General features: G+C 39.9%; 27 protein-coding genes. 7 read left to right on the forward strand and 20 right to left on the reverse strand.

Features of this window, described 5'->3' with window-relative positions:
• Positions 1–68: 68 nt before the first annotated feature.
• From O9X84_RS16445 to O9X84_RS16465, 5 genes are all read left to right on the forward strand, one after another.
• On the forward strand, positions 69–836 hold the full coding sequence (locus O9X84_RS16445; protein ID WP_269520766.1) for a hypothetical protein: 768 nt from the start codon (positions 69–71) through the stop codon (positions 834–836).
• A gap of 159 nt (positions 837–995) precedes the next feature.
• The gene (locus tag O9X84_RS16450; protein ID WP_269520767.1) at positions 996–1,610 is read left to right on the forward strand and encodes an OB-fold-containig protein; all 615 of its coding nucleotides are present in this window, start codon (positions 996–998) and stop codon (positions 1,608–1,610) included.
• Positions 1,611–1,627: 17 nt separating this feature from the next.
• Positions 1,628–3,385, forward strand: a complete 1,758-nt coding sequence (locus O9X84_RS16455) for a flotillin family protein (protein ID WP_269520768.1) — start codon at positions 1,628–1,630, stop codon at positions 3,383–3,385.
• A gap of 153 nt (positions 3,386–3,538) precedes the next feature.
• Positions 3,539–3,712, forward strand: coding sequence for an oxidoreductase-like domain-containing protein (locus tag O9X84_RS16460; protein ID WP_269520769.1), 174 nt, complete (start codon positions 3,539–3,541; stop codon positions 3,710–3,712).
• A 95-nt stretch (positions 3,713–3,807) separates the two neighbouring features.
• The gene (locus tag O9X84_RS16465; RefSeq protein ID WP_269520770.1) at positions 3,808–4,569 is read left to right on the forward strand and encodes a transporter substrate-binding domain-containing protein; all 762 of its coding nucleotides are present in this window, start codon (positions 3,808–3,810) and stop codon (positions 4,567–4,569) included.
• 207 nt (positions 4,570–4,776) lie between these two features.
• Here O9X84_RS16465 and O9X84_RS16470 read toward each other — a convergent pair whose 3' ends face one another.
• The 14 genes from O9X84_RS16470 to O9X84_RS16535 form a co-directional block, all read right to left on the reverse strand.
• On the reverse strand, positions 4,777–5,121 hold the full coding sequence (locus O9X84_RS16470) for a hypothetical protein (protein WP_269520771.1): 345 nt from the start codon (positions 5,119–5,121) through the stop codon (positions 4,777–4,779).
• A gap of 3 nt (positions 5,122–5,124) precedes the next feature.
• The gene (locus tag O9X84_RS16475; protein WP_269520772.1) at positions 5,125–6,111 is read right to left on the reverse strand and encodes a polymorphic toxin-type HINT domain-containing protein; all 987 of its coding nucleotides are present in this window, start codon (positions 6,109–6,111) and stop codon (positions 5,125–5,127) included.
• A 148-nt stretch (positions 6,112–6,259) separates the two neighbouring features.
• A complete protein-coding gene (locus tag O9X84_RS16480) occupies positions 6,260–6,649 on the reverse strand; it encodes a hypothetical protein (protein ID WP_269520773.1) in 390 nt (129 codons plus the stop codon).
• Positions 6,642–7,226, reverse strand: coding sequence for an RHS repeat-associated core domain-containing protein (locus O9X84_RS16485; RefSeq protein WP_269520774.1), 585 nt, complete (start codon positions 7,224–7,226; stop codon positions 6,642–6,644). Before O9X84_RS16485 ends, O9X84_RS16480 begins: the two co-directional genes overlap by 8 nt.
• 132 nt (positions 7,227–7,358) lie before the next feature.
• Entirely contained in the window at positions 7,359–9,407 is a 2,049-nt protein-coding gene (locus tag O9X84_RS16490) for a hypothetical protein (RefSeq protein WP_269520775.1), read from the reverse strand.
• 115 nt (positions 9,408–9,522) lie between these two features.
• Positions 9,523–9,837 (reverse strand): hypothetical protein, encoded by a 315-nt coding sequence (locus O9X84_RS16495; protein ID WP_269520776.1) that lies wholly within the window; start codon positions 9,835–9,837, stop codon positions 9,523–9,525.
• 3 nt (positions 9,838–9,840) lie between these two features.
• A complete protein-coding gene (locus O9X84_RS16500; RefSeq protein ID WP_269520777.1) occupies positions 9,841–10,956 on the reverse strand; it encodes a hypothetical protein in 1,116 nt (371 codons plus the stop codon).
• Entirely contained in the window at positions 10,947–11,945 is a 999-nt protein-coding gene (locus O9X84_RS16505) for a ComEC/Rec2 family competence protein (RefSeq protein ID WP_269520778.1), read from the reverse strand. Before O9X84_RS16505 ends, O9X84_RS16500 begins: the two co-directional genes overlap by 10 nt.
• Before the next feature lie 296 nt (positions 11,946–12,241).
• A complete protein-coding gene (locus O9X84_RS16510; protein WP_269520779.1) occupies positions 12,242–13,195 on the reverse strand; it encodes a tyrosine-type recombinase/integrase in 954 nt (317 codons plus the stop codon).
• Positions 13,176–13,664, reverse strand: coding sequence for a hypothetical protein (locus O9X84_RS16515; RefSeq protein ID WP_269520780.1), 489 nt, complete (start codon positions 13,662–13,664; stop codon positions 13,176–13,178). Before O9X84_RS16515 ends, O9X84_RS16510 begins: the two co-directional genes overlap by 20 nt.
• Positions 13,661–14,173 carry an ATP-binding protein gene (locus O9X84_RS16520; protein WP_269520781.1) on the reverse strand — a complete coding sequence of 171 codons (513 nt, stop codon included), beginning with the start codon at positions 14,171–14,173 and terminating at the stop codon, positions 13,661–13,663. Before O9X84_RS16520 ends, O9X84_RS16515 begins: the two co-directional genes overlap by 4 nt.
• Positions 14,173–14,418 carry a hypothetical protein gene (locus tag O9X84_RS16525; protein ID WP_269520782.1) on the reverse strand — a complete coding sequence of 82 codons (246 nt, stop codon included), beginning with the start codon at positions 14,416–14,418 and terminating at the stop codon, positions 14,173–14,175. Before O9X84_RS16525 ends, O9X84_RS16520 begins: the two co-directional genes overlap by 1 nt.
• Complete coding sequence (gene istA, locus O9X84_RS16530) at positions 14,408–15,958, reverse strand: IS21 family transposase (RefSeq protein WP_269520783.1); 1,551 nt, start codon at positions 15,956–15,958, stop codon at positions 14,408–14,410. The genes O9X84_RS16525 and istA overlap by 11 nt, the downstream gene beginning before the upstream one ends.
• Positions 15,959–16,175: 217 nt before the next feature.
• Positions 16,176–16,433: a hypothetical protein gene (locus O9X84_RS16535; protein WP_269520784.1), complete on the reverse strand. Its 258-nt coding sequence runs from the start codon at positions 16,431–16,433 to the stop codon at positions 16,176–16,178.
• 177 nt (positions 16,434–16,610) lie between these two features.
• Here O9X84_RS16535 and O9X84_RS16540 point away from each other — a divergent pair, with 177 nt between their 5' ends.
• Positions 16,611–17,495 (forward strand): hypothetical protein, encoded by an 885-nt coding sequence (locus tag O9X84_RS16540; protein ID WP_269520785.1) that lies wholly within the window; start codon positions 16,611–16,613, stop codon positions 17,493–17,495.
• 245 nt (positions 17,496–17,740) lie between these two features.
• Complete coding sequence (locus O9X84_RS16545; RefSeq protein WP_269520786.1) at positions 17,741–18,094, forward strand: hypothetical protein; 354 nt, start codon at positions 17,741–17,743, stop codon at positions 18,092–18,094.
• Positions 18,095–18,198: 104 nt separating this feature from the next.
• Here the strand turns inward: O9X84_RS16545 and O9X84_RS16550 are convergent, their stop codons facing one another.
• The 6 genes from O9X84_RS16550 to O9X84_RS16575 all read right to left on the reverse strand — a co-directional run bounded on the left by O9X84_RS16550 (position 18,199) and on the right by O9X84_RS16575 (position 23,784).
• Positions 18,199–18,579 (reverse strand): hypothetical protein, encoded by a 381-nt coding sequence (locus O9X84_RS16550; protein ID WP_269520787.1) that lies wholly within the window; start codon positions 18,577–18,579, stop codon positions 18,199–18,201.
• 357 nt (positions 18,580–18,936) lie between these two features.
• Positions 18,937–21,144 carry an AAA family ATPase gene (locus tag O9X84_RS16555; protein WP_269520788.1) on the reverse strand — a complete coding sequence of 736 codons (2,208 nt, stop codon included), beginning with the start codon at positions 21,142–21,144 and terminating at the stop codon, positions 18,937–18,939.
• A gap of 154 nt (positions 21,145–21,298) precedes the next feature.
• Positions 21,299–21,520 (reverse strand): hypothetical protein, encoded by a 222-nt coding sequence (locus tag O9X84_RS16560; protein WP_269520789.1) that lies wholly within the window; start codon positions 21,518–21,520, stop codon positions 21,299–21,301.
• A gap of 128 nt (positions 21,521–21,648) precedes the next feature.
• Positions 21,649–21,915: a hypothetical protein gene (locus O9X84_RS16565; protein ID WP_269520790.1), complete on the reverse strand. Its 267-nt coding sequence runs from the start codon at positions 21,913–21,915 to the stop codon at positions 21,649–21,651.
• A gap of 115 nt (positions 21,916–22,030) precedes the next feature.
• Positions 22,031–22,531 carry a hypothetical protein gene (locus tag O9X84_RS16570; RefSeq protein WP_269520791.1) on the reverse strand — a complete coding sequence of 167 codons (501 nt, stop codon included), beginning with the start codon at positions 22,529–22,531 and terminating at the stop codon, positions 22,031–22,033.
• 392 nt (positions 22,532–22,923) lie between these two features.
• Positions 22,924–23,784 carry an RHS repeat-associated core domain-containing protein gene (locus O9X84_RS16575; RefSeq protein ID WP_269520792.1) on the reverse strand — a complete coding sequence of 287 codons (861 nt, stop codon included), beginning with the start codon at positions 23,782–23,784 and terminating at the stop codon, positions 22,924–22,926.
• Positions 23,785–23,901 lie beyond the last annotated feature (117 nt).

Genomic DNA, 23,901 nt, shown 5'->3' on the forward strand with positions numbered 1-23,901 from the left:
AAGGCCATTTGCATTTCCATTTACATGTACGAGAGGAGCCAGCCTTTCCTCTTAGCATTGGAGCGAAAATGAAAAAGTTACTCATTCTTCTCACTGCTTTTAGCCTTACAGCTAGTGTGCGCGCGGTAAATGCCGATGACACTGCTGCAATGTGCAAAGAAAACGGTAAACAGGTTAAAGCTGACTATACAATTAAAAATACTCAACATATCGACATGGGTGGCGATGTGCACAGCCGCGTGCGTGAGAGCACGTTGTCGTTGTGGCGCATGGACAACAAGGTGGCACACCATTATCCGTCTACCCAAATTACTGAAGTTTACACACTGGTTCGCAATAAAATGATTAAGCCGGTTCGTTACTTTGATAGCCACCAGCGCGCTATCGAATATCAACCTGGTGAAACTATTCGCGGCAAAAAAGAGACTGACTTCTCTTTTCGTTATCAGCTTATTAGCGACACGTTTATCGATACTATGACGCTAGTCAGCTCTGAAGGTAAACATTGTAATCAAAAAGACACTTACGCGCTTAAAACAGCGAAAGGTTCTTTCTCATTAGTTTGGCTACCACAGCAACGATTGATACAGCGCTTTGATATTGAGCAAGGCAATATGCATCGCACTTGGACCCTAACTAATACAGATTATGAAGCAGACGTAACCAACTTTTTCGCTAAACGGGTTGATTACCAGGCAACTGATTATGCTGATATTGGGGATGATCATACCGACCCATTTCTCACAAAAATGGTCACCCAAGGGTTTATTGAAGCTGGTGCAAGTGGCTTCTACGATCAGAACGGCCGTGCACTTGAAGGAGAGCATAACCATTAGGACAATGTCGAACTCACGTTAATACCCTACTAGCCTAGTGAGTGAGTATGCATAGCGCTGCTTACTCACTATGTTGTCGTTTACATTCTGTTGCTTTTTATTACTGGAATATATTTAAAGCTGTGGTATAAAAAGTTAACACAATCACGGATGATGTACATGACAGACCTTCTTTTATCCCCCTCAAACCTTTGGTTCAGCATAGCGCTAACCGCCATAGCCTTTATAGCCGTACTGGAACTGGTAAGCATGCTATTTGGGTTAAGCTTACTCGGTATTGGCGATGAAATCGGCGATACTGATGTCGATGGTTTTATGGGAACTGAGCTGGCAAGCTGGCTTAACATAAACAAAGTGCCGTTTCTTGTGTGGCTAGTGGTTTTTCTTACCTGCTTCGGGCTAAGCGGTATTACTATAAATGGCATAAGTTCACTTACTTTCAATACGGCATTGCCTAAACTTATATCGGTGCCTGCCGCGGTAATCTTGGGCCTTTTTATCACGTCCAAATCCGTATTTATCATTGCTCACCTCCTTCCGAGTGTGGAAACAAGTGCCATGCACAGCGACGATTTCGTAGGAGCCGTTGCGCAAATTACTATTGGGCGAGCATCAAGAGGCAACCCTGCAGAAGCCAAGTTTACTGATAGCTTTTCACAACCCCATTTCGTTTTAGTTGAGCCATTAGAACCTGAGGAGCTTTTTGATAAAGGTGAACGGGTAATATTAGTTCAGAAAAATCCCCACAGCTGGCTTGCTACCCGCTATCAATAACGTAAAAGAGAAGAAGTATGGATACAATTCAAACCACTGATATGCCGTCGATTATATTTGTTGCCGGCGCAATTGTTATTGGACTTATTATTATAGGTTTAATATTCGCCAAGCTATACAAAAGAGCCACTAAAGAAACGGCCTTTGTAAGAACTGGACTCGGCGGCGAAAAAGTAATTAAAGATGGCGGCGCGTTAGTACTGCCTGTGGTTCACGAAATTATTCCTGTGAACATGAACACCCTTCGCATTGAAGTAGAGAAAACCCAAAAAGACGCATTAATAACGAAAGACAGGATGCGCGTAGACGTGAAAGCAGATTTCTATCTGCGAGTGGCGCCTAATGCCGGTGGGATCTCAATGGCAGCGCAAACCCTAGGTACAAGAACCACTCGTGCTGAAGAAGTTAAAAAGCTGATGGAGTCAAAATTTGTTGATGTGCTGCGTGCCGTTGCCGCAGAAATGAGCATGACGGAAATGCACGAGCAACGAGCCGACTTTGTACAAAAAGTACAGCAAAGTGTGGCGAACGATTTAGAGAAAAACGGACTAGAGCTAGAGTCGGTAAGTTTGACTGGCTTTGACCAGACCGACCTTGAGTTTTTTAATGAAAATAATGCCTTTGACGCCGAAGGCCGAGCGCGCTTGGCCAAAATAATTGAAGAAAAGCGCAAAGAAACAAACGACATACAGCAAGAAAACCGCATTTTGATAGAGCAGCGTAACCTTGCTGCTGAAAAGCAATCTCTTGATGTGAAGCGCGATGAAGAAGAAGCACGACTTACCCAAGAGCAGGTTCTTGCATTTAAGCGTCAGGAACAAAAAGCCGAAATTGCTAAACAGCGTGAAATGAAAGAGCGTGAAGAGCGTGAAGCTGAAATTGCCAAAAATCGTGCGATTGAAGCCGCTGAAATTGAAAAGTCTCGAGAAATTGAAACCCAAGAAATAGCCAAGCGCCAAGCCCTTGAACAAGCAAGAATTCGTCAACAACAAGAAGTTGAAGTGTCTGAGCAAATTAAGCAAATTGCGGTAGCTACCAAATCAGAAGAAGAATCTGCTGCGCGTGCAAAAGCCGCAGAAGCCGAAAAACAAAAAGTAGAAAAAGAAGAAGCGGTTTTGACCGCGAGATCGGTAGCTGAAGCAGAACGGAAAAAACAAATTGAAGTTATTGATGCGCGCAAAGAAGCAGAGCGCGAAGCGGTGAGTATTACTGTTGAAGCAGAAGCTAAAAAAGAAGCCGCAGAAAACAGTGCTCAGGCTATTTTGACAGAAGCAAAGGCGTCGGCAGATGCCAAAATGCTTCAAGCTGAGGCAGATGAAAAAGTACTTGCGGTTGAAGCGCAAGGTAAGCAAGCGCTTTATGAAGCTGAGAACACGCTGAAAAATGAGCAAATAGAGCTACAAAAATCATTAGCCATGCTGAAAATTCTGCCTGAATTGGTTGCGCAAGCTGTGAAGCCTCTTGAAAATATTGAAGGTATTAAGATTCTTCAAGGCTATGGTCAAGGAGGCACATCTAGTACAGGAAGTCATACGGTTGCCACATCGGGCAGCGGGCTGGCAGAACAAGTCACTCAAGCTGCACTGAACTATCGCGCCAACGCCCCTTTAGTCGATTCAATGCTAAGAGAAGTGGGTCTCGTTGATGGTGAAAAAGGTACATTAAGCGACTTAATAACCGGAAACAGTGAGTTACTTGCGGGCACAGCAACGTCGCTAAAGCAAACCAACGCAAACGATACGAAAATAAACGGCAGTACGACACCTGAGGCATGAGCCTGAGCGTGAAATAAACACGTGCCACAAAGCACCTAGTCTAATTCATTAGTCTATAAACAAGGCCTCTATGCCTAACATGGAGGCCTTTTATTTGAATTCCCTTTCACAGCACGACATAATCAGCCAAAGCCAACATATTATTAACAATGTATGAGTGAGCACACCATAAACAACTTGCCACCAGAGCCTGAAAAACCGCTAAAAGACGACTGCTGTGGCGGCGGCTCCTGCTGCCCCTGTGTGTGGGACGCCTATTTTGAGAAGCTGGACGAGTGGAAAGAAAAAGTAAAAAAACGAGAACAAGAACAAGAGAACACAAATTAAAAATGACAGAACGCTATCGTCGATCCCAATATGTATATTGCCAAATAATAATAACAATTTTAATGATGACGCTGAAACATGGTTTATCAGGACTAATGACAAATATAATAAAAAAACTTCTTTGTTGCCTTGCGTTGGTAGGCGTTTTAACTTCGTATGCTTTTGCTGATGAAAGGCCAATCTATCGTGTTGGCATTGAGAACGTAGACTACTACCCTATGTTCACAAAAAAAGAAGAGCGTAATAAAACCGGATTTTTAATCGAAGTGATGGAGCTATTTGCACAGCAGCGTGGCATAGAATTTGAGTATATACACCTTCCAATTACTCGCTTTGATGAGTGGTATCAGCGCGACAATATCGATTTTCGGCTTCCTGACAACCCACTCTGGAATCAAAATACTCATAACCTAATATACAGTGAAGAGATCATTAAATTACGCTCTGACACCGTTGTTTTAAAGAAAAATCAATCGACTCCCATGTCTAACCTAAAGGTGATTGGTTCACTGTATGGCTTTGTGCCCGCTTCGCACTGGAGGGAGAGAGTTAATACTGGCAACACAACGTTTATATTCGAAAACTCAATGCGGGTTTTAATTCATATGCTAGCAAAGGGGATGGTCGATGGACTTGATGTTAACCTTAGCGTTGTGCACCATTACGCGAAAGAATTGGGCTACGATACAGATGACTTTGCAGTCTCGAGCAAAGCCCCAAATTATCGATACACCTATGCCCTATCTACTATGTCTCACCCGGAAATCATCAAAGACTTTGATACGTTCCTTGTCACCTCTCATAATGAAATTAGCTTGCTGAAACAAAGAAAAAGCATTTTCGATTCAAAGCAGTGACTTAAATACCCTTAATTAAGTTCTGTATTTAACCGGTTCATTGCTCATAGTATCGTGCCTGCATATACATTTATCGACATTACGAATCATAACCTATCATCAATAAATTTTGTAATACAGTAAGTTACCAGTATAGCCAAGTTTATGGATTCGGGCTTATTGAGAGCAAAAAAACAAAGCCCCGCGATGCGAGGCTTGGGATTCAAATTACTCTTTAACACACGTTATAGACAAATTAGCTTCCAACTTGTTTAGAGCATCGATTTCGTTTTTAGAAAACTCTAGGTTACATTGGTTTCCGTAAAAATATGTTACTTCCACTTCTACTTCATCAATGTAGCCTTTATGTTGAGTATATAAGTCAGAAACTTCCTCCAGCATACTCGCTAAGTCTTCTCCAGACAGTCGCAAATAACCAAAGTCATAATTACCTGCAATCTTTTGTTTTGTTTCACCAGCATTGAAAACTTTCTCAACGTGTAATTTTGTTGTTGCAAAGCAATTCACTGCATCAAAATTTTTTCCTTTGAAGGAAATAGTATATTCAAACATTGACTACTCTTTTTTATAGCTATCTAACGGTACATCAGTTTCTACAACCTTGTTCGTTTTAACATTCTTCAATGCTATATTCCCTTCTTTCGTAACACCGATATCAGGGTTATTTGCCCCTGTCTGCTTAACTTCTTTGCTGAGGTCAGTTTTTATCTCTTTCTTGATGTTCTTATGAAAGTCTTTTTCTGTTGTTCCCAGTTCTTTTGCCATCTGTTTACTGTCGGGAAATCGGCACGAATTATGTACCCACATATTAGTTTTGCCAACAAAGTATGTGTGGTCTGTATCAACGGTGAAGTTGTATGCGTATTGAGGCTCTTTATTGACCTGAATGTTGACAATACTGATATTGTTATCGGCTTTGGGGCCAGATATCACAGTACCTTCTGATACATCTCCAGCGGGCAACCAACCTTGGTTATCTACATAAAAAGGATGTTCTGCTGTCGTAGTAATCGACTCTTCTACGCCATTCTCATCTACAACTGTAAATGTAATGGTTTCTTTATGCCAGTCTTTGAATGTATCAGTGACTTTCCTCCATGAAACTTCACCTGTTTCATCATTCTTGGATAGGACAATATCACCCACGTTGACTTCAATAATGCTTTTATAGCCATCTTTAGTCAAAATCATAGTCTCAGGTGTAAAACTACAACCGCCCTTAATCACCTTAGCTAGCCGCTTAGCTTTCTGAACAGTCTTAGCGGGGTTTAGAGCGCCTGCTGCGGCATCTGCTACAGCACCTCCTAGGTTTACAGAGCCTGTTTCTGCGTAGTTTAATGCAGCGCCTAGAGCGACATCTGCTAAAAACTTGACTGCGAAATTAAGAAACTCGCCATTCGGATCTGTGTACTTATAAGGATTGTTATTTACATATAAATAGCGATTGAACGACATTACAGGGTTTTTAGGAGTCCAACCAACAGGATCATTCGAGTAGAAACGACCTATGATTGGATCATAGTATCGTGCCTGCATATACATTTGTCGACACTACGAACCATAACTATTCATCAATAAAATTTCTGTTATACAGTAAGTTATCAGTATAGCTAAGTTAATGGATTTAGGCTTATTGAGAGTATAAAAACAAAGCCCCGCTAGTGCGAGGCTTTGGATTCAAAAGTATGAATTACAATTCAACCAATTTCGCGTGCTTGCTGTAAACCCTTATAAAACCGTTACCAACTAATCTGATAAAGAGATGATCTTTGAATTCTGATTGCTGTTCAGTTGCTAACCAATCGTCATCAAAATCATCAAAGCTCTTATAGCCCATTTCTTCAACCGCCCAGAAGCGTTTTGGATTTATTTCTTCACTAAATTGAAGAAATGTTACGCCATCAAAAACCAAAACCAACTGCTTTGGTAATTCCAGCTCTTTACCATCTAATTCAAAAAGAATTCGCAATTCATTTCCGTCAAAAGTTAAATCCTTTAACTGATAAACATTATGAAGGTCATAAAAAATATCATTTACAACTAATTCATTGCTCTGTCCTACAGTAAAGTTTTTATCCATTCTGTTTCTCCAAATACTTTCGCGCAGCTCTTACTTCTTGTTGAGTTGTCGCTTTAGGGTCAGTCTGCTTAGTATTGTAAGCTGGTTGCTTTGGTGAATTAAGGTTTCTGGGAGAAGTTTTCGTATGGGGCGTGGGCACACCTCCATGTGAAGCTCCTTTCAAGTCAATTTCTACTTTCTGACTCGGTGAAGTTAACGTTACTCGGTGTTTACCTTGGTTTACATCTACCAATTTTTCAGCTTGCTGTTTTATTGTGGGTTTAGAGCGAACCGTATCAAGAGCCTTAGTCATTTCCTTAACCGAAGCTCTAGGGTTCATAAGAGTAAACCTAGCTTCAACTTTTGCAGCAGCATTCTTACCTCCAAGAGCTTCTGCAACAGCCTTAGCTATAGGTTTGATTCTTCTGTCTATTCTAGGGTTTTTGCCATCAGGATCAGTGTACTTGTATGGGTTGTTAAATACGTAAGCGTAACGATTAAAGCCTTGGATTTTGCCTTCAGATAAAAACGAAAGGGCGTCTTTTGGATCATTCGAGTAGAAACGCCCTATGACTGGATCATAGTATCGTGCCTGCATATAAATTAGTACGAGCTACGATCCGGTTTTTTACATAACTAGAGAGTAACTGATTTCCATTTAACGGCAGGTGGTAAGGCATTCCAATCGACTTGAGAGTCTTTAGAAGGAATATTATACATCCGATTCAATTTAGCTTTGGTTGGCGCTAGCCGATGGCCCCTTCCTAACAACACAGCCGTCACTATCTTCTATGTGAAGTAGGTGATATTCCTCCTCATCAAGGTCATTTAGCAATTCCTTAATATTGACTTTCTTATCATCAAACTTTCTGTCTTGTGATATTGCCATTAACACCTGCTTACCAGAACCAGCAGCACTCTCCAATAGACTAATCAGGCTATCCAACCTCATTTGGTGTTGTCCCGGTTCATCTAAAACTAGGAATCCCGGATGTCTCTTACCCAAGACTAGGAGAGACATATAATACGCCCATATAGATCTTACAAAGTCGCTTGCAGAAGATATAAACCTGATATTCTGGGCTTCCTGACCGAACAAATTAATTTGGGGAATAAGGGGGTAATTTCCTTTATTGCTTATATGTATAGAGTTTGTGCCGTTGCTTCGATAACCAAACTTCTTCAAATAGCCTATAAACAAATTTTCAAATGATTTAATTGTTGTATCATCTTCTTTAAGGAGTCCTTTTGTAGCTTTTTCCTGCTCCACTAAGTCATAATACTGGATGCTGATTTCTTTCAATTTGCACTTCACACTTTCAAAGTAACTGTTGAACTCTTCAACTGAAATTTGCCTATGATTTAGTTCCGATAAACGCTGCATTTCAGAACGGACAGCAAACACTGTTGGAGAGCTAATATCCTTAGAGAAATAGTCCAGTTCTTTCCTTTTGCTCTTGATCTTGCTCGCGTAGAAATCTAAAGCTGCTCTGTATTTTTCTGTTGCGCTTGAGCTAGCATTAACGTATGACTGGTACAGCTCTTTTTGTGATTTTAGAAACTCAGAAGTCTTGACTACCTTATCATCGCTAATACTATTCTTACTTATTTCAGCAAGCCCCTGCTCACAAACAGGACATTTACTATTCGTAACTTTATCCCACGTTCTATCTGACGAAATCCATCTGATATCTTGGAAGTCTTTTAGATCTTCATCAATTTCGGAGAGCATCTTGCTATAGTCTTTTTGTTTTTGCTTCTCCATTTCCATTAATTCAAAGACTTTACGATGCTCTTTTTCGTAACTTTTTATTGATGCTACTAACTTTTCTTTTTGCTGAAGAGTTTTAGCATTCTCATCAAAGAACGCAGTACTTGCATCAATAGATTCCTCAACAGACTTGATCTGGCCTTTCAATTTATCCAAATATTTCGGAACGCTTGTTTCTTGTTCATCTAGTAGAATTAATGGTTCCAACAAGACTACTTTTTTTTCGGTTAATACAGTTTTCTTATTAAGAGTCGGAATGTAGAGGTTGAGTTGATCTAGTTTAAGATTGAGCCTATTGACACTTTCCGTCCAGATGCGTTTAGATTCTTCTTTTTTAGTAGATATCTCATCCAGTTTGAGTCTGCTCTCCAGTGAATTCAAATTTAGGCAGTACTCTACAATTTTTTGTTTGACATCCTTGATACCAAAACTAGGAAGCATGGAAAAAAAATCTGACCATCCTTTTGTTTGCTCGATGAACGAAAGAGAAAATATATTTTGCATATAAAGTGACTTCGATACTTTCCCTTCTTCTTTTTCGTTTTCCAAAATTTCTAGATTGTTTACGTCGGCTAACCATCTGTAAAAGCCATGTTCATCATGATCTCTAACGGCATGAACATATTTCCCGAAAGTTTCTCCGTTGGTTTCTATAACAATCTCTTTATTCAAAGAACTCGTCGTATCGGGTGTCTTAATGACTCTAGTTAAAGAGTAAATATTTCCATCATTTGCTTTTATCTTTAAAGTACAGGATGAAGAAACGACCTTATAAATCTTCCCTTTGTAGGTAAAACTTTCTCTTATTGCGGGGGATAGCGTTCTAGGACCTTTGCTACCGATGAGTTGCTCTAATCCTAGACAGTAGTAAATACATGATAGAACCGTTGACTTACCGCTAGAATTATCGCCTGTTAAAAGGTTAAGTCCACTCCTAAAGTCAAAGTTAAAGCCGAATTTTTCATTACCATAAGACTTAATTTCTAAGTCTACACTCTCAATATTCATTCAGCGCACATCCTATTCTAAAATCAGAAAATTCCGTTTCTTTTTTATTTATTGTTTTTACTAGCTCTAAATAACTTGAGAGTTGACCTTTACTTTCAACTTCAGCAATGAATTTTTACCCTTCATCTGTCAAAACTACGTTTAGCATTGAGTCTTTACTCAACATCTCGATATAGCTCTCAGAGTTAGCAAGGAGAAGAGATTTCCGAAAAGCTCCCTCTATATCCCACGGAAGTAGTGTTTTCTTTAAACTCAAACTTTCTTTGTCTTTTCTAAGGACATTATCGAAAATATAAGATAACTTTTTAAAAGTCATTGTTTTAGATGTCCCTAAACAATATTTAAGTGCTGCGCACAATATAAACAGATGAATCACATAAAAGGAGTCAGGATGACAATCTTTAAGGTCTCCATTCAAAATTACTTGCACAATTCACTCCTTAAAATCTAAGTTGCAATTAGCCAGATACTTCGCGATCTCTCCATTTGAAACAGTATTTATATACCGACTCCAAGCATCGTGCTTCTCCAGAAAACTTTTAACGATTTCTCTAAATTCCTTTCTGATTTCATGAAAGTATTTGTTCCCTTCAGCAGATGAATTTACGATATATTTTTTATTGCCAGCACTCAAAACAACTTTTGATTCATTAATCAGCTTTTCAAAATTTGAATTTCCTTTTACCTTTTCTTTATACAAAACATCCCAAGTGAGCATATCTGAAATAAAGTTCTCTAATTCTTCTTGATCCCAATCAGGTGAAAATAAATCCATTTTCCTTTTCAGGTTCTTAACAGCAACATTGTCACTATCTTCAGCAGATTTTATAATTTCTTTTGTTATTTCTCGTCGCAATTTATCCACATCAAATTGAACGGTTTCAGACGTATCTGGCAAATCCTCCACGATATCCATTTCTACAGGACACACTTTTTCAATGTCTGAAATAGCTATGCAGTCAACTCCACAAAAGTTGTCCTCACTCACTGAGTGGACCATTGCGCAAAAGTACAACTGTTGATGATTCTCTATTATCAATCCACTTCCAGAGAAGCCATCTAAGACGCCAGCTCCGGTTTCACCTTTAAAATCGGTATAGAAAGGGGATGGAATAGATAAGTTGATCAGGCCATTATCACCTCTCCCGTTAACACTGCAATTATATACAGTATATGAGTTTCCGCTAGGGGTTTTTGGTTTCCCTCTAAAACAGAAATACAGACTAGGAAACAAATAATCATCCGTAAATAAAATATCTGGGAAACCCTTAAAAACCTGCTCTGGCGATACTTTGAGAAAGATTGCATCTACGCTAGGATTTACCAGAACTTGTTTGACAAGATTAATTTGACCGTATTCTTTGTTGTTTATCTTAAGAACGCTGCTATCGAGTTCTAAAGTTTCATTATCAAAAAGGCAGTGAGCAGCAGTTAATACATAAAAATCGTTTCTGATACGTAAAAGCGTGCCGCTTCCGAGGTGTTCTCCATCATCTGAGTCAATGGTTATTGCCAGCTTTTCAAGAAGAGTAATTGTATTTATAACCATACAACCTCATTTTTTTCTTTTAATATTACCTTGTGGTCCCGCTGGTCATCTTGGGACATTAAACAACCATTTTTGCTCTCTATTTGCTGGACAGGATAGTTAAACAAAAATGTTATTTCTTCGCATGCTTTCCGCTCCATATTTAAAGTCAGCTTTGCTAGCGTTGAAGGATCTGGGTGCCTAGAATTGCCTTTGCCCCCGTTTGTACTGATCCAAAAAGTGTCACAAGAAATCAATGAAATAAGACGATCTGATATATTTTTGAAGCTCCCATGATGCGAAAGCTTTACAATGTCAACTTGCAATTTATTTGATGAGTTATAACCGAGAAATTCAAGTTGATCACAAATAACCTCCGGATGTGCGTCGCCTAAGTACAGAAGACTCTTGTTTTTGTACCTTAATATAAATGCAATTGAACATGCATTGACTAGATCCGAGGGGATACTTAAATAATTGTCTTTGTTTTTTGAAAGCTCTATCGCGCTAGCTAGTTTTCTGTTTATTGATATTCTCGTTGTCGAGGAGCCGACTCTAAATTTGGAACTGTCTAACTTTTTCAAATCGGATTTTCTGGGGGATAACACCTGAATTCCAATATTTTGATTCAATTGCAATTCTTGTCCGGACTCAAGCCCTAATATCTTTATATCCTTATCCTCTAATAAACTATCTACTTGCCTCGCTTGTTTTACTGATATGTTCCCACTAGAACTCTTTAGCTTGAGTAAATTAGGAGAGTTAAAATATACGATGCCAGTAGAAAATTTTTCCGGCGAACTTTCGATTAAAGGAATAGCTCCCAAAATATGATCTTCGTCGATATGAGTCAATATCAACGTGTCAGCTTTACTCGTTATCTTGCTAATATGGTTATGAAATGTGATTTTTAGGCCGCAATCAACAAGTAATACATGACCATCTGTTGAATCTTCAAAAATGAAGCAATCTCCATGATTTGCGGGTAAGGCCTTGATACTTAGTGCCATAGTGCATTGTTTCCGTCGATGCAGATAGTCTGTTGTTGTAGTTCTACCCTAAATTCCATTTATTCTTTCTATCTCGTTTTATGTATATCTAACGTCTTTTGAATCAAAAGACTGCTCGAACACAAGTAAACCCTTGTCATAATATTATGAATATTCAAGAGCTTGGGGCTTACAAATTACCTTATTTAACTAATATAACTAGTTTGGAGTTAGATTGATAGAGCGTACAATTATCAAATTTATAAGTCTGTTTCTGGAAACAAGGCCCTCCGTGACGAAAAAACAAGCGGGGAAAACTAAAACAACCCACTACCACCTTCAGCCGATGGATGGGTCGCGTTATACACTTCACCCAATTTTTTACGACTAACATGCGTATATAGTTGAGTAGTGAGAATACTGGCATGGCCCAGCATCTCTTGGATATGTCGTAAATCTGCGCCATTGTCTAACATCGTAGTCGCTGTATTGTGGCGATATAAGTGGCAAGCGCCTGTACGGTCGAATCCTGCGAGTTTAACGTACTGTGATGCCATATCAGACAGTTTACCCGGCACATATCGTTTTCCATTGTTAGCAAGAAACAACGATTTACCAGAACCTATGAAAGCGAACATTGGACGAATTTTACCAATGTAAAATGCTAACCACTCACAACCACGGACACTGATTGGCACCAACCGCTCTTTCTTGCCTTTGCCGTGAACACGAACCAACCTGCTGTTGAAGTCAATGTCATCGATATTGAGTTTAGCTAGTTCTCCTCGCCTGATACCTGTTGCAAAAAAGGTTTCAAGAATAGCGCGATCGCGCAGCCCTCTAATCCCGAACAGCAGCGGCTGTTCCAGAATCACTTCAATTTCTTCCGTTGAATAAAGTGCTCGGGGTATTTGCTCACCCTTTGAAGGAAGCTCAATGTTTTCAAGCGGATTTGTTGGTAGCAGCTTTTTTATGTGCATGTACTTTACGAATGTTTTAACAAACGTAAGCAAGTTTCGTTTTTGTGCTGGGCAAAGTGGCTGGTTATCTAGCGGTTTCCTGTACGCATTTAAAAAAGCGGAATAGTCATCCATTAAATCCAAATCAATCTGGTCAATATGGGTAACATCGCGGTCTATACACCAAAGAAAAAACTTCTTAAGACCGCCACGCTTGCCTCGTACTGTATCTGAACTTTGCCCCTTGGCGAGGCAAAGCTCAAAATAGTACTTGGCACATCGCCAGATGCGGCTAGTGGTAGGCTTGTTCACGGATTAGCTCTTTGGCAAATGACATACCCACATCAACAAAAGCATTTGGCTCTGGCTTGCGCCAATAAACTATAGCCTTATCAGAAAAACGTATCCGTCCCACTCTATAGCCAATGGCAGAAATGACATTGCCATTCTCATGGTACATGGGGAACACCACGCAACCTCTGAACAATTCATGTCCGCTAGCTCGGACAAGCCCTGAGCGTTGTAAGCTTCCTCTAATTGCTGCGCCCTCATAAGTCTTTGTCTTCGGAATGTGTTTGCCCATTGTGCGGTCACAATAACCAATAAAGTCACGTTGTTTAATGTCATCATCAATAATGGCACTATTGGCCACAAACGCTTGTGCGGAGTTGCTTTGCTGATAACGTGCGCGATAGTAGTCAAATGCTTGCTGAATATTCAATTCGTCTAGGTTGAGTTGCCCCAAAACATCCAAGTACTGATTTGCGGAAGATACGTTCATTTCGAGCCTCCTTTCAATCCCAATAGCTTTCTGATGGACTCGCCTTTTAGAGCAATTTTATGAGCACTGTGTACAATTCGGTCAAGTGTAGAATCAGCTACAGTTGCATCACCGAATGCATCATGCCATTCGACGACAGCAAATTGAGATGTAATCAGTAAGGACGAATTTTGGTCACGTTTCTCAATCAACTCAAATAGTGAATGACGTTCGGTCACCGACAGAGGCGCAGTGCCCCAATCATCGATAATTAAAAGCGGTACTTTCTCTACTTTTCTCTTGAAGATTGCGGCACGCCTATCTCTCTCGGCGGCTGCAAGGTTGAGGATGAGAGTTTTGAAACGGCAATGGAAAGCAGCTATTCCATGTGTAATGACAGTATTAGCCAAAGCACTTGCTAAGGTTGTTTTACCGGTTCCCGTAGGGCCTGTAATAATGATGTGTCGATGATTCTTTAACCACTCAAGTTGTGCTAGCTCTTCTACTAGCGCAGGCTTCAGTGACGGCATTACTGTATAGTATAGTCTATTCCACCAATCGAGGCCGAAGGAAAACGTATGGACGCCTGTTTCATCAACCTAGCTATCCGCACATTAGATGTGACATTTAATTGTTCGACAACAATTTCATCTAGCCGTTGTAAAAAACCTTTTTCCTCATAATTATCATTACTAAGCTGATGCTTGAGCGCAGAAACCATACCGTGGAGCTTCAACTCTGTCAGATTAGACGTTATCTTATTTTTAAGAATCATAGTTGTCTCCATAGTAATCTCTGCCACGAATGTTTCCGTGCGATTCAACACGAGACGGCAGGTTTTCGAAGCCGCCTTCTTCGTTATGCGCACTAATAATCAGCTCGATTTCATTGGGTTTATCCATATCGTTTTGTAACGCGTATTCACACGCTTTGTTCACAACACCGTCACCACGCTTCGCTACCAGTTTCATAAGTGCTTTGCAACGCTTAGCGATAGGACGTGACGTTGGGTTGTTGGTCTGTGAATACCAGTGATTTACAATCGCCGTCACAGGCTTACCTATCTCCTCAGCCCATTTAATATTGGCTTCTTTGTCACAAGAGGAAAAATCTGCAAGATGTTCTGCTGACATATGCTCTGGAACTGTTGTGGCTGAGCCTTTGAGATGACTCAATTGATGTTTGCAAACAAAGCGGTTCTGGTGGTACACATCGATTTCATTGTGCGTCACAACGATATCTAACTGCTCACCAGCAAGCGCATGTGGCACCGAATATTCATGCTTGTCATATTCAAAATGATAATCTGGCTTCACCCGTTTGATTTGACGGTCAGTTACCATTTCGTATGGGGAGGTGGGAAGAGGACGCAAGGCACCTCGCTCATTTTGTTCAAACAAATTTCGACGTGAAAGGTCAAACCCTTGAAAGCACTCGTCATTAAGCTTTTCTACCTCGCGTGATATATGTTGATTGATTTCATCTAAATCAAAAAAAGTCATATCCAACATCGGGACTAAGACGCGCTGTTTTATGAATTTAACGCCCAGCTCCACCAGCGATTTATCTTGAGGGTGCCCCACACGGCAAGTATCAATCAAGCAGCCATAATGCTCGCCCCAGAGCCTGACATTATCAACAAGGTTTGCGACGAGGCCCGGTGCGCTTACAAGGGCTTTAGCGTTGTCCATCATCACGGCCTCAGTGCAGCCTCCGAAGTATTTGAATGCTCTTGTCATTCCCTCAACCCAGTGAACTGTTTTTTCACCCTCGGTAGCAAAAGCAAACATTATTTTGGACGCACCAAGAACGGCAACGAAGACTTTTACCCATACTTTTTCTCCATTAACCATATAAAATACTTTCGTTCCTGCATAGTCGATAAACATGGTTTCTCCAGCACTATGGTGCTGCTTCATAACAATCTTGACGCGCTTCATTACTTTATTAAGCTTTCTGAAATACTGTGTTTTACTTAATGCTGTCGCAGTATCAATTGCGCGATATTCCAAATAGAGAACAGTTCGGGATTTACGTTTGCCGCGAGCCTTACTTAATTCTTGTAACGCCTCATTATAATCTGGCTCACGTTTATTTGACTCTCGTTGACGAGTATAGAGAAGCGCCTCAAATACCTCTTGATTGTTCAATTGCTCAAGCAACATATGGTCGATATTGAGCTTATTACAACGTTTATTTAGACGAAATGTTGCGGAAGGTGATGCTCCCGCAATAGCTGCTTGGTCTCTGATGGTAATGTCGGGCTTCACAAACTTTGCCCTAACAATATTTCGTATAGTACTGACGTTTATCATTACTAATGTCCTCTGTTAGATAAAAAAGAGGCGCACGCGACCTGTAGTATCAATTACCTCGAATTGAAACTTGACAAATGTCGCTTTGAGAACAATGATTAAGTTACGAGTTTCGATTCGTTGCTAAATCACAAAGCCCTTTAGAGTTGCCGCTCTGGGGCTTTTGTTCTATCTGCGCTGTTAATATGTATTTTCGAGCCTTTACATTTACATGATTTTATTCCTCTCTGGCGCATGCCTGTGTAGCTAAGAACTCGCAGACATCCTTCACCAATGCAAATCTTCCTCTCCTGTTAGGGAGTTCAAATATGTGCAAAGGCAATGACTGTCTTTGAATCGCTTGTTTTACTGCTGCAACACTTCGGTAATTCAAAGCGCGTTGTAATTGCTCGATTGTGAGAATTGGTGAGCCGTATAACTTCAATAAATCTTGCTCAAGCTGCATGGCTAATAATTCTCGTTCTTGGTCACTCAATGTTTGTCATCCTCCATTTCTTACTAGTGGTGACAATTAGCCTATACTCTAATTTGAAAACTATCATTGTCGATTTTTTCACCAGAAAAATTCAGACTAATAACGAAGAAATGGCACTTAATCTTCTGTTTTAATTTAAGAATAAGCTACTGACTTTTAAAGCAGGGTATAACGCGAATGATTAGTAGATCATCTATTGAAGAGCATGAAATATGGTTGTGGGAGACAATTTTCCCGCTCGATAAGGCGATGAGACGGGAAATAAAAGACCAATACCTAAGTCTCTCTTCAACAATGCGGTCTATAGCGGTACAGGTCGCAATTCAAACGCATTTGCAAGATTATGGGTATTCTTCAATGGCAGAGTTTATTGAATCGCAAAATTACGACCCTAGCGATAGCACGCAAAATAAATATGCTAACTTTTGGTATAAACTTTCTGCTGGCAGGGCAATGACACAAAAAAACACTATCAACGGCTTTTTTGATAGCGTTGTTTACCCGACAGCTAATTTACTCAGACATCCATTGTGGGTCTTAATTGATCAGCGGAAATCGGTTGAGGTGTCACTTGGCTTGTTTAACGGACACTCTGTAGGGAGCATTCTCAAGAAAAAGAGTCGTTTTCGCTTTGCTGAAAAAACTCCTTTAAACGCACTAAAGCAGTCTTACACGTGTCAACGAATTAAATACTTTAACGCCAGAACGCTTGATTCGTTTAATGCATTACTGTTTATCGCACTCAATCAGATTCGAGTATGCAACCATGCTCGGCCCACCTCAGCTGAGCAATACGCTTATGTACTATTTCTTTTTCTGTTCGGTTACAAATATCGCGTTCTGAAAAGTCTAAAAATGGGAGGCATGATGAACAAACTGCTTTCGCCAGAATCATCAAATGATGAACGCGAGCGTTTTATGTTGAGGCTTTCGTCAGACCTAGATAAGATTTCTAAAATCAGTAAAAAAGTAACTGGCGAATATTACGATGAAATTGAAAGCAACATTTGCACAGCAACTCTTAATTGGGTTTTATCTAATAACCACGCCTGCTTCAAATAAAATGATTTAAAACTGACAACCAATTGCACTTCGTGTGTTGTTCCATCTTCACGCGTCTTTTGTTCCACCTAAATGATTCTAACTGTTTCGGATAGCACGACGTTCATGTTTCTTTTTGTGGGAATATATAATTATAAATTACCACCCAAATGGAACACCTCGTAGCTCCAAATGGCACACTAAGTACTATTAAGGTGGAACAAGAAAATCATCAGCATGGAACAAGCTCCCCCTGATAGGATGCAATGCTTAAAAAAGTTATCAGCTATAATATTCATACAGAGAAAAAAATCGGAGCCATTTTCATGCCTTACTGCCATACCTCACTTCAGATGAAAAATCCTGAGGAAGTCGAAAACGTACTAACAAATTTAACCAAAGAGTACTTTGTTGGTGGACAGGCTGCACACAGATTAAGTGACGGAGGCTTTAACATCGACGCAGGCAAAAACGATATTCGGGCGTATTATGACGAGGATGAAGAGGCCATTAAATTCTTCTGTCGATATAAACGGGATATGGCATTTTACGATAAAAAACTTTCGGCTTTTGCTAACAAACATGGCATTGATGCTAAACCCTGTATCGTTAAATCTTAAAGCTATGCTACTTAGTTTTTTATTGCGTGCAAAACAAAGCCCCGCGAGGACGAGGCTTTGGATTCAAAGGGAGCTACGGTTTAACTCGCACTCTCAATACATCCTCAATATTTAGTCAATAATTCGCTATTCACTACATCAACTAAGATACTTAAATCAACGACTCGATAAGAATAAGACGGAGAATGATCATCTTCCCAGATTTTTATTACTTTTAGGTTTTGTTCCAATAGTTGACCAATAGTTAAAATTCTTGATTCTTCTGGTTCGAAAGTAGGAATAGATTCAGGCGTTAAACTCAATAAAAAGCGTGTTACATAGCCTACGTTGTTGCTATTTGACGCTAGCGCGTAATGCCTAACAACAGTAAAATTTTTAGTTAACCAAAACCCTTTCCCATATCCAGAATCAGTACATTTGCTAGGGTCAACTTCAATCGTATTATTAAACTTTGTAGAACCACCATGTAAAAACTCAGAGTACAAAATGACCTCCTATCCAAGCTTCAATGCATATTGTAGTTTCAATGAAAAGTAAAGCAAAGCCCCGCGAGTGCGAGACGATCGATTCAAAACTCATGTTCGTGCTAATTGAAAAGATAAAGGTTACTCTGCCCCTTTTTTTACAAGTAAATTTATCATCAACGTTATTACTCTAGGGTTTACGCTGGTGATGAAGAAATCAACAACCTATGCACAATTATAGCGTCAAAATGAAGAAAAAAACTTAGAAAATAGGTGTCCATTGTTACCGAAAATTAAGTTGATATTCGATAGAAGTGCTCTTAAGCCGAGATTAATTCACCTTATTTTGTAAGTTTGAATTCGATAAAGATTATCGCTTTAATTGTCAGGAGTTCCAACCATCATCTCGTAGTGACCAAGCTGTCCAGATTTGTCAAAAATATCTTTAAATACACGCAAGTAAGCTTCGTTAGTCTGGTCGCCATGATTAATATATAAATCATCATGTATTGAGTGAGAACCATCATTAACCCATGAAAACAAAGACTGACAGATTAATTTATCACGACCATCAAATAGCGCACAAATCTCATCTTTACTTATTCCACCCCAAATTTTGAAATAGTTTTCAAGTATTCGACGAAGCGTATTTTGGAGGTTTACGCTCGAAATATTACCACATTTAATGTCCTCCCAAAGTAACTCGTAAGCTGAGCGTATTGGGTTGCTTTGACATCGCACTACGGTAGAGCCTTGCTCATGCTTTTTTACTTGCCAGAAGCTTTCTTCATTCAAAGCTCCATCTGAAGGGCGGGTCATGCTGAAGCTAATTTCTTTGTGAAAATAAACGTTATGCGTCAATATGAATACTTGCTTTATCTGGGAGTTATCGTCTCTAGACTCTTCCATCACGCCCTTAATAAGGGTGCTTACGATGTAGAGAATATCACTATCTAAAGAAGAAATAGGGTCGTCAAAAACAACAACACGATTTGATATTATGCCTGAAGGGGCCTGCGCACCTTTAATCAGGTGATAAAAGTAGAGAAAAGTAATGAATGTCTTTTCGCCTTCACTTAATGAATGAGCTGCGTCTTCTCCATTAGCTCGGATAATTTTATAGTGGCGACCTTCATCAGCTTCGCCAAGTAAAAACGAAGTAAATCCAAATCTAAGTAATAAGTCATTTATAGCTGAAATAGTTGGCTGAACTGACGTCGTCTGCCTCTCTAATTCTTTAATTTGATCATTTAGCTCTCTAACTTGCTCATTCTTAACACGCAAGCTTTGCTCCATTCCTGAGATAGCCTGCGTTAACCGATTTTTAGCTGTTTGATATTGGCTTAAGTCTTCATCCAATTCATTGAGAACATAGCGCCATACCTGAGAAGTTAACTTTTGCTTTTCGGTGGCAAGATTAGCGACTGTCAGATTATGGGCTGAAGTGGCTTCATTTGCTTCTGCCACTAATTGACAAAGCTTTTCTAGTAATGGCTTTATAGGCTCTAACTCTATTTTTCTGCTAGGCTCATCCAGCTTTGCCTTCAGCCTAACACTATTCCCATTCAGCCTCTCAACTAAAGTTTGCGCTTCAGCAGAATATAGTTCGTCATTCAGGAATGGATTTCCTCGTTCCACATTGGATTGAACTGCAATTCGTAATTGGTCAGTTGACGTTTGATAACCTGTCGCTAATCGTTGAAGTGCCACCATATCTTTGTCATAAGCGTCACTAAAGAATTCATCCAAACTTTGAGAAAAGTTGCCGTCTGTGGTTTGCTGACAAAACGGGCATGTTGTTGGATTTTGTTGATGGTATTGGCGACCTTGTTTCACCCAGTCACTATTACCTAATTGTTCTATAAGGCCCGCAATATCGACATCTTGATTACCAACAATTACTTTTTCTAGCAGCTCATGCTCTTCTACTTCGATTAAGTTACTTGCAGATAAGATACTCAAAGAGCTAACTCGTTCAACACCTTCAGCAAATATAGTTTGCGCCCTGTCTTTTAATTCTTCCAAAGTAAGTAAATCAGCAGTATTTGAGGCCGCTTCCGTAAACACTTTATTTTTAAAACTATCAGCACTATTCCTTACGCCCGTGAAAGCGACTTGAAAGTACTCGTCATGGATTTGCTTTTGTATAAAGCATTTTTTCGTGATATCAGGTTCAAGGTCTTGTAGCTCTTTTCGTTTTCCTACTAGCCCTTCTTCACCATCCAATTGGATATTTAGACTAGAAATTTGGCTGTTAACTTTGTCAATTTCAGGCATAAGACCTGCAATTTCTTGTTCAGCTTCAACCTGATTCTCTCCTAAGGTAAAGACCCCCCTTAAAGGTCCTTCTTGGTTGAAATTTCGTTCTACAAAGTCACGGTTATATACCATCCGCTCTAAAGTAATATCCCCTTGCCAAGAAAGGGGGCTGTGTGAATAGCCATCAGTACCTGCAATCACTCTGCTAATTGTAGTTTTGCCTGAACCATTGGCTCCGAATATATAATTGATAGTCCGAAGGTCAGTAAGTGACGCTTGATTAATATATGTCGCTAATGGTGGTGTGATTTGAATTTCCCTAATCATTTATCTTTCCTTAAAGCTACTGAGAAAAGCCCTTAGTTCAGCTTAGAAGTAACTCAAAATAGATGGATTTCCTATATTACGAGGTTTTAGGTTCAATGTCGTTGATACAAATCACCATTTATACTAGTGGTCTCGGTAAACCGTCTACTAAACACTATTCCTGAAGCAATTCCTTTTCTGCTAAATTCAAAGCTTTTTGAAAAAGGTCGAGTTCTAGCGCACTAAACTTAAGTTCTCCCGCAGATATTTCAAAGCAAACAGGTTTATCTGGTTCGTTAGTAACTAGTCCTACAAATTTGCCATCAATTAAGATTTCTGCCAACAGGTTCTCATAATTCAGATCACTTAGAATTGTTATGTTAATTCTACTGTCCATCTTTTTTTAATCCCATCTAGATTGATACAACAAAGCCCCGCAAGTGCAAACCTTCAGGTCAGCACAGAGCGAGGCTTTGGATTCAATGGCGCTTCCCCCTGCAAAATTGTACTTTTTGCGCTTTTAACTCACTTGGTTTGGTCAGAGTTATCTTTTATCCATTGTAAAGCTTCACTGGGTTCCATTTTATTCAGATCATAGAGAACATGTTCATTACCATTACCGTCAAAACCACCGCCTAGACGCAACTCCCCTCCAAATCCGTTTTTTTTGAAACCGTCAATTATGCTGTCACGATTAGCATCAATAAAAGCAGTTGAAAACGGGACGCGCACAATTCCTTTGCTGTTGAAGGTTCTGTTAGAAATACTGTTAATCACACTTTGTATACTCACATGCTCTCCTTTACAAAATTAATTGAAAACAAAGTCTAACTATTGATCGAAGTTTGCCCCCCGCAAGCTTCGGTCAGCGACTGCGAGGCTTTGGATTCAAAACATCATTCATAATTTACTTTATGGAATAGCCTAAAGATTTTACATGATCTATGACCAACCCATGACCTTGCATTAAAGCTGAAAGCCTGATTTTCGCGCCGCTTGTAAAGGTTAGAGTGTACCAATTCGCACTAACATTGAATTTGGCCGACTCCAAGTCAGTCCATTTTTCATTTTTACTTCCAGTCCAAGGAGTATGAAACTCTATCGTTTGAGAGTTAAATCTACCTTTAACCCTATATGCTTCTCCAAATGAGTACACAGCGGCTAACCCGAAACCCACAATAAGACCAATTATGGGAAACAGATCCCTGTCATAATTGATGTCTGTGAAAATCAAACTGTAAAGACAAATTAAAACAATAAATAAGCAAACCCAAAACAGGATAGATACAATCAACCCGAATTTGAGTTGCCCATTGTTTGATTTATGGCTAATTCTTGTCGAAACGACGCTACATAGGACAATGGATACTATTCCCCCGATAATACCGCCTAATAGACCTGAATCCATATGAACTTCTCCAAACAACCACATGATCACGCTAAATGAAGACAGAAAGGTCTCTTTAGTATGGTAGTTTTTAACGACGTCCTGCACAAAGGCAGGACTAAAATTACTAATTACTTCTATTCAGCTTAACAATAGATAAAATCGAAAACACTATCACCAGAACGATATAAATGCCTACAATGAGAGGGCTTTTTATCATGTTTATGTAAAAGTCCAAATCGAGTAGAAAACTTGCATCATTTCTATCGTCAATCAGTGCAACAATAATTGCAACTGACAAAAATACTAAAAAAAGTAAGCTCGCATTGCTAAATCCAGATTTTACGCATTTAAAGTAAAGGTTCATACAATCTCAATCGCTGAAATATTAGCTAGTTGTTTACAATCTACAATTAGTTGCATTCTTCTCCAACACACGTATTGGAAGCAGCTTGATTGATAGCTTCTTGAGTGCCTGTAACAACTAGTTCTGCGGTAGCTTTACCACCAGCCAAACTGCCTGCTGGACCTAAATTTGTTGAGTTTGTTAGGGCTTTTACAGCTTTCTCACCCGCTACACCTCCTATTATTGTACCAGCAGCACCTACTCCTGATGCTTTCGCAACATCTTGCTGAATAGGATCTCCATTGGCTGTATTTTCAACCATCTGCGTCAATCCACCTCCTACAGCCGCAACACCCGCAGAAGGGATAAGCGCTGTTGCAGCAGCCTCTGCACCTGTTAGCCCAAATTTAGCAGCGGCAGCACCAGCCAATCCACCTGTTGCCCCCACTGCTGCACCAGTTAAAGTGGCAGCTCCAACAGTTGACCAATTTATTTGCTTATCACCAGTAAATGCTTGAACAGCTATTGATGAAAGCCCTCCAATCGCGCCTCCGATGGCAGCTCCCAACAACCCAAATTCGCCATCTGGGTCTACATACTTGTACGGGTTATTGTTTGCGTAAGTATACCTGTTAAACCCATGAACTGGATTGCCGCGAAAAACATGCCCCATAGCATCAACAGGATCATTCGAATAAAAACGACCTATGACTGGATCATAGTATCGTGCCTGCATATAGACTAAGCCTGTCTCACTATCCTTAATGTGGCCTGTATAACCTGCGTTATCGTCATTAGCTGCCGCATTATCGAGCGTAAGTCCAAATGGGGTATATCGCTCTCTCCATTGAACAACGCCGGAGGTATCTGTTCCAGAAACAGGACTACCTAAGCTGTCATGGTGAACATACGTTGGCGTGATAATCATTGAGCCTCCTCCCTATCAGCATAAACTAAGTTTATCCTAATAGGCGACCAAACCAAGGGAGAAAACTCAATGAACTTTTATACTAATACACATCCGTACTATTGTGGAATCGATCTT

This window comes from Alteromonas sp. BMJM2 (assembly GCF_027257845.1).
In the GTDB taxonomy this organism is placed as follows: Bacteria; Pseudomonadota; Gammaproteobacteria; order Enterobacterales; family Alteromonadaceae; genus Alteromonas.

What these genes read in the sequence shown, in the direction of transcription:
- O9X84_RS16445 (WP_269520766.1), top strand. Translation starts at nt 69, where the DNA reads ATGAAAAAGTTACTCATTCTTCTCACTGCTTTTAGCCTTACAGCTAGT.
- O9X84_RS16450 (WP_269520767.1), top strand. Translation starts at nt 996, where the DNA reads ATGACAGACCTTCTTTTATCCCCCTCAAACCTTTGGTTCAGCATAGCG.
- O9X84_RS16455 (WP_269520768.1), top strand. Translation starts at nt 1,628, where the DNA reads ATGGATACAATTCAAACCACTGATATGCCGTCGATTATATTTGTTGCC.
- O9X84_RS16460 (WP_269520769.1), top strand. Translation starts at nt 3,539, where the DNA reads ATGAGTGAGCACACCATAAACAACTTGCCACCAGAGCCTGAAAAACCG.
- O9X84_RS16465 (WP_269520770.1), top strand. Translation starts at nt 3,808, where the DNA reads ATGACAAATATAATAAAAAAACTTCTTTGTTGCCTTGCGTTGGTAGGC.
- O9X84_RS16470 (WP_269520771.1), bottom strand. Translation starts at nt 5,121, where the DNA reads ATGTTTGAATATACTATTTCCTTCAAAGGAAAAAATTTTGATGCAGTG.
- O9X84_RS16475 (WP_269520772.1), bottom strand. Translation starts at nt 6,111, where the DNA reads ATGTATATGCAGGCACGATACTATGATCCAATCATAGGTCGTTTCTAC.
- O9X84_RS16480 (WP_269520773.1), bottom strand. Translation starts at nt 6,649, where the DNA reads ATGGATAAAAACTTTACTGTAGGACAGAGCAATGAATTAGTTGTAAAT.
- O9X84_RS16485 (WP_269520774.1), bottom strand. Translation starts at nt 7,226, where the DNA reads ATGCAGGCACGATACTATGATCCAGTCATAGGGCGTTTCTACTCGAAT.
- O9X84_RS16490 (WP_269520775.1), bottom strand. Translation starts at nt 9,407, where the DNA reads ATGAATATTGAGAGTGTAGACTTAGAAATTAAGTCTTATGGTAATGAA.
- O9X84_RS16500 (WP_269520777.1), bottom strand. Translation starts at nt 10,956, where the DNA reads ATGGTTATAAATACAATTACTCTTCTTGAAAAGCTGGCAATAACCATT.
- O9X84_RS16505 (WP_269520778.1), bottom strand. Translation starts at nt 11,945, where the DNA reads ATGGCACTAAGTATCAAGGCCTTACCCGCAAATCATGGAGATTGCTTC.
- O9X84_RS16515 (WP_269520780.1), bottom strand. Translation starts at nt 13,664, where the DNA reads ATGAACGTATCTTCCGCAAATCAGTACTTGGATGTTTTGGGGCAACTC.
- O9X84_RS16520 (WP_269520781.1), bottom strand. Translation starts at nt 14,173, where the DNA reads ATGCCGTCACTGAAGCCTGCGCTAGTAGAAGAGCTAGCACAACTTGAG.
- O9X84_RS16525 (WP_269520782.1), bottom strand. Translation starts at nt 14,418, where the DNA reads ATGATTCTTAAAAATAAGATAACGTCTAATCTGACAGAGTTGAAGCTC.
- istA (WP_269520783.1), bottom strand. Translation starts at nt 15,958, where the DNA reads ATGATAAACGTCAGTACTATACGAAATATTGTTAGGGCAAAGTTTGTG.
- O9X84_RS16540 (WP_269520785.1), top strand. Translation starts at nt 16,611, where the DNA reads ATGATTAGTAGATCATCTATTGAAGAGCATGAAATATGGTTGTGGGAG.
- O9X84_RS16545 (WP_269520786.1), top strand. Translation starts at nt 17,741, where the DNA reads ATGCTTAAAAAAGTTATCAGCTATAATATTCATACAGAGAAAAAAATC.
- O9X84_RS16555 (WP_269520788.1), bottom strand. Translation starts at nt 21,144, where the DNA reads ATGATTAGGGAAATTCAAATCACACCACCATTAGCGACATATATTAAT.
- O9X84_RS16560 (WP_269520789.1), bottom strand. Translation starts at nt 21,520, where the DNA reads ATGGACAGTAGAATTAACATAACAATTCTAAGTGATCTGAATTATGAG.
- O9X84_RS16570 (WP_269520791.1), bottom strand. Translation starts at nt 22,531, where the DNA reads ATGGATTCAGGTCTATTAGGCGGTATTATCGGGGGAATAGTATCCATT.
- O9X84_RS16575 (WP_269520792.1), bottom strand. Translation starts at nt 23,784, where the DNA reads ATGATTATCACGCCAACGTATGTTCACCATGACAGCTTAGGTAGTCCT.